The sequence below is a fragment of the Streptomyces calidiresistens genome, assembly GCF_014141525.1.
Classification (GTDB): Bacteria; Actinomycetota; Actinomycetes; order Streptomycetales; family Streptomycetaceae; genus Streptomyces; species Streptomyces calidiresistens.
Genome location: NZ_VKHS01000226.1, coordinates 1 through 6,927, shown reverse-complemented (window position 1 = coordinate 6,927; position 6,927 = coordinate 1). Strand labels below are relative to the sequence as shown.

Genomic DNA, 6,927 nt, shown 5'->3' with positions numbered 1-6,927 from the left:
GGGTGACGACCGTGACGACGGTCCGGGGGTGACGATCGGGGGGCCGCTCAGCTCGCCATGAGAACGGCCGCGGTGTCGAGGAGCAGGGCCAGCGCCGCGAGCCCGGTGCGCAGGTGGTGCCAGGCCCGCCACCGCGGCCGGGGATCCCGCCAGGCCCCCTCGGCCTCGAGGGCTCCCAGGGAACGGTTGATGGGGACGTTGCCGAGGTGGGACACCGCCTGGACCCCGATGAGCAGCAGGGAACCGGCCAGGAACAGGAACCTGCTCGGCGGCTCGGTGAGAAAGGCCAGGGCGAACCCGCAGAGCATCACGGTGTTGACCAGGATCGGCATCAGCGGGTGGTAGCCCTTGCCGAGCAGCGCGTGGGCCCGCAGGTACTCGCCGCGTTCCATGACCGCCATGGCGGGTGCCACGCTCACCGCGACGGCCACGAAGATCCCGGTGATCGTGCCGACCCCGATCACCACGGCCCCGCTCAGCACCTCTGGAAGCATCGCGAACTCCTCTCCGAATCCTTCGCCGCCGGTGTTGTGCCCCGGACACCGACCGGGGCGCCCGGGGAGCTCCCGCGGGCGGGCTCCACGCTGCCCGGCGGCACTCGAAGGGCCGTGGTGCGCCGCTGGACCCGGCCGGGGCGGCCGTGGTGTCGAGCGGTCTTCGAGGCCGATTCGACCATCGACTCCCAGAGTCGTGCCCGCGGCCCACCGGACCCGGTGGGCGGGTGAGGAGGCGAATCCCGTGGTTCAGATCCCGATGGCGGTGGCTCTGCTCTCCGGCGGCCTGGCGGCGGGCGGCCTGGCGATCTCGATGCTGGCCGCGCCCCTGTTCACCACGCTCCCCACCGGGATGTACATCCCGGTCCATCAGGGGTTGGTGACCCGGTTCGACCCCTTCATGCCGGTGAACCTGCTGGTCTGCCTGGTGTGCGATGTGGTGCTGGTGATCACCGCGCCCACCGCCGGCGTGCGGGGCGCGGCAGCTCTCGCCGCGGTGCTCCTGGTGTGCGCCGGCACGGTCTCCCTCACCCGCAACGTGCCGATCAACCGCTGGCTCGCCACCCTCGACCCACGTGCCCTGCCCGCGGACTGGGAGCGACTCGACCCCCGGGAACGCTGGATCCGGTGGAACCGGGTGCGGGGCGGGCTGGCGGTGGCCGCCCTGATGGCCAACGTGGGCGCGGCCACGGCGTTGATGTGACCGGCCGGGCCTCCCCGCCGGTGACCACCGCCCCGACCCCTCTTTCTTCCCTTCGGCTCCAGGAGGACCGTGTGGACTCGATGACCGGTGTGGTCGGCCCGGCGATGGCCGCCGCGCTACCGCCCCACGTACAACTTCTGCTGCTGACCGACGGCAAACGGATCTCCCGGGTGCTGCACGCGGTCGCCGAACTCCGGGTCGCCGACGAGCTGGCCGACGGTCCGCTCGACGTCCCGGAACTGGCCTCCAGGACCGGCACCCGGGCGGACGCGCTGGGCCGGGTCCTGCGGGTGGCCGCCGCCTTCGGCGTCTTCTTCGAGCAGCCCGACGGACGGTACGCGCTGACCGACATGGGTCAGGCGCTGCGATCCGATGTCCCCGGCAGCCAGCGGGACATGGTGCTCTACAACGGCAGCGGGATGCTGTGGCGCTCCTACGGGGAGTTGATGCACACCCTGCGCACCGGGGAACCGGCCTTCCGGGCCGCGTACGGCCACGACTTCTTCGAGCACCTGGAACGCGACCCCGACGACGGCGCGATGTTCGACCGCGCGATGACGCGGATGAGCCACGCCACCTCCCGGATGCTGATCGACTCCTTCGACTTCGGACGCTTCGAGCGGATCGCCGACATCGGAGGAGGGCACGGCTTCTTCCTCTCCGAGATCCTCGGGGAGCACCCGAAGTCGCGGGGTGTGCTCGTGGACCGTCCCTCCGTGGTGGCCGAGGCCCCCGAGCTGTTGGCCGGGGCCGGAGTGGCGGACCGGGTCGAGATCGTGGAGGGGAACTTCTTCGAACCGCTCCCGACCGGTTGGGACGCCTACGTGCTCAAGGCGGTCCTGCACGACTGGGACGACGAGCGGGCCCTCGCGATCCTCGGCAGGGTGCGGGAAGCGCTCGCGGGTCACCCCGAGGGACGGCTGCTGATCTGCGAGTTCCTGGTGGGGCCGCCCAACCGGTGGGACCGCGGCAAGCTGCTCGACCTGGACATGCTGGTCCGTTTCGGCGGACGGGAGCGCGACCCGGCGCAGTGGCGGGAACTGCTGGACGCCGCCGGATTCGCACTGGTGAACGACCCCGTTCCGGGGCGCTGGGCGGTCCTGGAGTGCCGCCCCGTGTCCTCCGGCGAGCACACCTGACCACCGGCGGGGCCGCCCGGCCGGACCGGAACCGGCCGGCACGACCCGACGGAACCACCCGACACAGAGATCACGGAGGACATGGTGGAACTTGGACTGGCGGGCAAGAACGCACTGGTGACCGGGGGCAGCCGCGGCATCGGCCGGGCCGTGGTCCTGGCACTGGCCAAGGCGGGTGCCACAGTGGTGACCTGCTACCGGCAGGAGGGCGAGGCGGTGGACAGCCTCGCCCGGGAGCTCAAGGAGATCGGCGGGGAGCATCTGCTGGTCCGTGCCGACGTGGGAACCGTCGAGGGAGTGGAACGGCTGATGGAGGCGTGCCGTTCCCGCTTCGACTCGCTCGACGTCCTGGTCAACAACGCCGGTGTGATCAGTCAGATCCCCTTCTCCGAGTTGCCCCTGGAGGAGTGGGAACGGGTCCTGGCCACCAACCTGACCGGGCCGTTCCTGGTGATCGGCAAGGCCCTGCCGATGCTGCGGGAGGGTTCCTCGGTGATCAACGTCGGATCGCGGGGGGCGATGGCGGGCATCCCGCTGCGGGGCCACTACACAGCCTCCAAGGCCGGTTTGGTGGGCCTGACCCGGAGCCTGTGCAAGGAACTCGGCGGTCGGGGCATCCGGTTCAACGTGGTGGCCCCCGGCGTCATCGACACCTCCGAGCCGGACGAGCTCTCGGAGGAGGAGCGCGCCGCGTACAACGCGCGGTACCTGAAGATGATGGCGCTGGGCCGGTTCGGCCGGCCGGAGGAGATCGCCGGCGCGGTGCTGTTCCTCGCCGGCGATCTGTCCAGCTACGTCAACGGTGAGACGCTGCACGTGGACGGGGGCGTCTGATGCCGGGAACACCCGGGGAGGAGGCGGGGACCGGGTCCGCGACGCGGAACCGTGATCGGCGAGAGGTGTTCCGGGTGCTGCTGACCGTGCAGGTCAAGCCGGACCTGGAGGACGAGTTCGAACGGGTCTGGGCCGAGGGCAGCCGGGAGATCACCGCACAGCCCGCCAACCTCGGTCACACCCTGGCCCGCAGCGCCACGGAGAAGTCCGTCTACTACGTGGTCAGTGACTGGACGGACCGGGACGCGTTCCTGGCCTTCGAGTCCAGTGACGAGCACGTGCGCCACCGGGAGAAGCTCCACCCCTTCCGGGCCGGGGGCTCGTTGGCCATGATGACCCTGGTGGGGGCCGACCGGTGAGCGCGGCCCCGGAGAACGCGACGGGTCGGGTGCGGGTTCTGCTGTACCTGCGGGCCGACCCGACGGAGGACGGGGCGGTGGCCGAGGCCTACCACCGGATCAGCAGGGAGCTGAAGGGCACCGACGGCCTGCTCGGCAACGAACTGCTCCGCGAGCTGACCGACCCGGGCGCCTTCGCCGTGCTGAGCGAGTGGGAGAGCGCGGATGCCTTCCGCACCTGGGAGGCCGGCGCCGGTCACCGGAACACGACCTCCCCGCTCAGGCGGCACCAGGATCGTGAACGGCCCACTCCGTTCGCCCTCTACCGGGTGGACGCGGCATACCGGTAGGACGGATCGACCGACACCACGAGGGTGCCGCGGGGAACGAGAGCTCGTTCCCCGCGGCACCCTCGTGGTGCGGGCCCCCTCCCCGGCCGATCCGGTCGGGCAGGGGGCCCGGCAGCTCACCGGCGGGTCCTCAGGGCAACCGCACCACCTGTCCGGCGAACAGGAGGCCCGCCCCGAAACCGACCAGGAGGGCGAGCCCCCCGCGGGGCGCCCTGCCGCTGGAGAGGAGCTCCTCCATCGCCATCGGGATCGAGGCCGCCGAACTGTTGCCGCTGGTGACGATGTCCCGGGCGATGGCGGTGCGCTCGGTCAGCCCGAGTTGCTCCGCCACGAAGTCCGTGATGAGCATGTTGGCCTGGTGGGGGATGAAGGCGTCCAGGTCATCCGTGGTGATACCGGCCCGCTCCAACATCTCGTGTGCCGCGGGAACGAGTTCGTTGGTGGCCCAGCGATAGACCTTCCACCCCGACATGGTGATGGCCGGCAGTCGTTCGGGGCGCTCCCCGGTGCCGTCGTGCCAGGGCGCCGTCATCTTCAGCGCGGCGTTGCGCGATCCGTCCGCGCGCCAGACCGTCGGTCCGATGCCCGTCTCGGCGGTGGGGCCGACGACCACGGCACCGGTGCCGTCGGCGAAGAGGAAGGCGGTGTCCCGGTCGGTGTGGTCGAGGATGTCCGTCATCCGTTCGGCACCGATCACCAGGACGTGGTCCGAACGTCCGGTCCGCACCAGATCACCGGCGAGTGCCAGGGCGTGGCAGAAGCCCGCGCAGGCCGCCGAGATGTCGAACGCCGTGGCGCGGGTGGCACCGATCCGGTGGGCGACCCCCACCGCGACGGCCGGCATCTGTTCCATGGACGTGATGGTCGCGAGGATGACCGTGCCGATCCGGTCGGCCGGTACGCCCGCCGCGGCGAGGGCCTTCTCGGCCGCGGCGGTGGCCATCATCAGCAGGGTCTCGTCGGGGCCCGCGTACCGCCGCCGGCGGATACCCGAACGGCGTTCGATCCAGTCGGGGTCCAGGCCGGTGCGCTCGGCGATCTCGCTGTTGGGGACGGAACGTTCGGGCCGGTGGACTCCGACTCCGAGCAGTCCGCTGGGACGCAGGACTTCGGTATCCCGGATGATTGACATGCTGGTCCTTCTCTGGAAGAGGGTCTGTCCGGCCGGCCCGGTGGGCCCGGCCGCGGGTCACCGGGCGGCGGTTCGGGAGGGACGGCCCCAGCGAGTCGGCCCCCACGGCTTGTAGGTGGAGAGAGTGGTCATGAAGACGAGGGTGAGCAGGGCGAGCACGGAGGAGGCGGTCATCGCCCAACCCACCGTGTCCAGTTCCCCACCGCGTACCGGCGCCCCGCTCTCCACCAGCTCGTTGGCCCGGATGATCAGGGGGTGGATGACCGAGAAGCCGAACAACATCAGCCCCATGGTCGTGAAGAACTTGGTCACCACCCATCGGCGTCGCATCAGGCCCCACTTGGTCCCGGTGGAGACGAGGATGCCGCTGATGAGGGTGAACATGCTGGTCATCCCGAGGAAGAGATCGTCCAGCAGACCCAGGGTGCGGTACATGGCGGCCTGGTGCTCGGCGCTGCCGGTGAGGACGGCGGAGGCCATCATCGCGGACATGCCGGTGACCAGCCCCAGCCAGCCCACCCCGACCATCACGTGGATGGTGAGGATGACCTTGCGCAGTCGGGGGGAGATCATCCGGTTGCCGTCCCGGACCCGGGAGAGCCACCGGTTGGCGGAGGGCGCGTAGAGCAGGACCAGGCCCACCACCGAGGTGATGAAGCTGAGGGCGGCCAGGCTTCCCTGGAGGGGGCCCACGAAGGGCCTGCCGACACCGAGCAGTCCCAGGCCGGTGAAAAGCAGTCCCAGGCCGGTGAAGATGGTCAGCAGGACCCGGCCCCACTGCCGGCCGGCCCGAACCATCTCCGCGAAAAGGCCGAACAGGGCGCAGAAGGCGCTGGTCAGTATCAGGTCACCGATGGCCGCGGTGCCCTCTCCCCGGTTCAGCTGGTCGCCGATCTCGAAGAAGTTGCTGGCGATGGCGGCGAGCGTGGCGACGATCACCATGGCGTAGGCCCAGCGGAGGGAGAGGGGGAAGGGGGGCGGCGCATCCCCCTTGCCGGGCCCCCCGGGGTCCGGTGACGGACCCGGCCGGGACCGCGGTCCCGGCCGGGCGGTGTGTGATGTCCGGGCGGTACTCAACTGTCGCGCCTCCTTCGGTACCGGGCGCGACTGCCCAGCGGCGAGGGCTGTGACGCGCCGTCGGTTGCAGACCTATGGGGCGTTCAGCCTTGCCGCGCGGCCTCGAAGGCGGCTCGAAGACCGGTGGACACCGAGGGGCCCGTCCGGTCCTCCCGCGACGTCAGGGGCGGACGGTGTCCAGCGAGTGCACGAATTTATCGAGCAGGCGGGCGAATTCCCGCTGCTCCTCCTCCGGCCAGCCCTCGAGCAGCCGGGCGTAGAACTGCTGGCGGGTGTGGTGGGCGGCGCTCACGGCCGCCCGTCCGGTGTCGGTGAGTTCCAGGCAACTGCGCCGACCGTCCTCCTGGGAGGCCACCCGAAGAACGTGTCCGCTCTTGACCGCCGCGGTGACGAGGCGGCTGGCCCGGGAGGGGTCGATGGCGAGACGGTCGGCGACGAACCCGACCGTGACCGGCTGATCGGGCCGGGCCGCCCCCTCGTCCACGGCGTCGATGACGGCCAGGGTGTTCAGGTCGATCGGCTCCGGCATCTCCTCCGCCACGGGCCTGGCGAGGCTTCGCCGGGACTGGCGGCGACGGATCCGCACCATGGCCGTCTCGATGGCGGTGAGCACGTCCTCGTCCACCGGACTCGCGGTCTCCCTCACCCGTGCGGGTGGGGCCTGTGCAGGTGTGGTCATCTCGTCATCCCCACCGGGTTCCGATCATCGGTCCTTCTCTCCTCGAGCTTTCCAGCTTAACCGCATACGAGTGGACATGGCACCATCAGGCATGGAACACTTATATGAGTTAGTCATTCATGTGAAAGCAATCTACATCAGTAGGGGAATCCCGTGTCCGACACACTCCGCACCTCCCGCC

Annotated in this window: 9 protein-coding genes; 5 read left to right on the top strand and 4 right to left on the bottom strand. The window is 70.6% G+C overall.

Features of this window, described 5'->3' with window-relative positions; genetic code table 11:
• Window positions 1–47: 47 nt before the first annotated feature.
• Window positions 48–494 (bottom strand): anthrone oxygenase family protein, encoded by a 447-nt coding sequence (locus tag FOE67_RS11690; RefSeq protein ID WP_182663309.1) that lies wholly within the window; start codon window positions 492–494, stop codon window positions 48–50.
• Window positions 495–738: 244 nt separating this feature from the next.
• On the opposite strand from FOE67_RS11690, the gene FOE67_RS11685 reads away from it, so the two are divergent.
• The 5 genes from FOE67_RS11685 (at window position 739) to FOE67_RS11665 (ending at window position 3,858) form a co-directional block, all read left to right on the top strand.
• A complete protein-coding gene (locus FOE67_RS11685) occupies window positions 739–1,197 on the top strand; it encodes an anthrone oxygenase family protein (RefSeq protein WP_323384765.1) in 459 nt (152 codons plus the stop codon).
• Window positions 1,198–1,277: 80 nt separating this feature from the next.
• Entirely contained in the window at window positions 1,278–2,336 is a 1,059-nt protein-coding gene (locus tag FOE67_RS11680; RefSeq protein ID WP_182663315.1) for a methyltransferase, read from the top strand.
• An 84-nt stretch (window positions 2,337–2,420) separates the two neighbouring features.
• Window positions 2,421–3,170 carry an SDR family NAD(P)-dependent oxidoreductase gene (locus FOE67_RS11675; protein ID WP_182663313.1) on the top strand — a complete coding sequence of 250 codons (750 nt, stop codon included), beginning with the start codon at window positions 2,421–2,423 and terminating at the stop codon, window positions 3,168–3,170.
• Between the two features lie 74 nt (window positions 3,171–3,244).
• Window positions 3,245–3,529, top strand: a complete 285-nt coding sequence (locus FOE67_RS11670) for an antibiotic biosynthesis monooxygenase family protein (RefSeq protein ID WP_323384763.1) — start codon at window positions 3,245–3,247, stop codon at window positions 3,527–3,529.
• A complete protein-coding gene (locus tag FOE67_RS11665; protein ID WP_323384761.1) occupies window positions 3,526–3,858 on the top strand; it encodes an antibiotic biosynthesis monooxygenase family protein in 333 nt (110 codons plus the stop codon). The genes FOE67_RS11670 and FOE67_RS11665 overlap by 4 nt, the downstream gene beginning before the upstream one ends.
• A gap of 130 nt (window positions 3,859–3,988) precedes the next feature.
• Here the strand turns inward: FOE67_RS11665 and FOE67_RS11660 are convergent, their stop codons facing one another.
• The 3 genes from FOE67_RS11660 to FOE67_RS11650 all read right to left on the bottom strand — a co-directional run bounded on the left by FOE67_RS11660 (window position 3,989) and on the right by FOE67_RS11650 (window position 6,746).
• Entirely contained in the window at window positions 3,989–4,990 is a 1,002-nt protein-coding gene (locus FOE67_RS11660) for a beta-ketoacyl-ACP synthase 3 (RefSeq protein WP_182663305.1), read from the bottom strand.
• Window positions 4,991–5,047: 57 nt separating this feature from the next.
• The gene (locus FOE67_RS11655; protein WP_182663303.1) at window positions 5,048–5,932 is read right to left on the bottom strand and encodes a hypothetical protein; all 885 of its coding nucleotides are present in this window, start codon (window positions 5,930–5,932) and stop codon (window positions 5,048–5,050) included.
• A 295-nt stretch (window positions 5,933–6,227) separates the two neighbouring features.
• Window positions 6,228–6,746 carry a MarR family winged helix-turn-helix transcriptional regulator gene (locus FOE67_RS11650; RefSeq protein ID WP_182663301.1) on the bottom strand — a complete coding sequence of 173 codons (519 nt, stop codon included), beginning with the start codon at window positions 6,744–6,746 and terminating at the stop codon, window positions 6,228–6,230.
• Window positions 6,747–6,927: the final 181 nt, after the last annotated feature.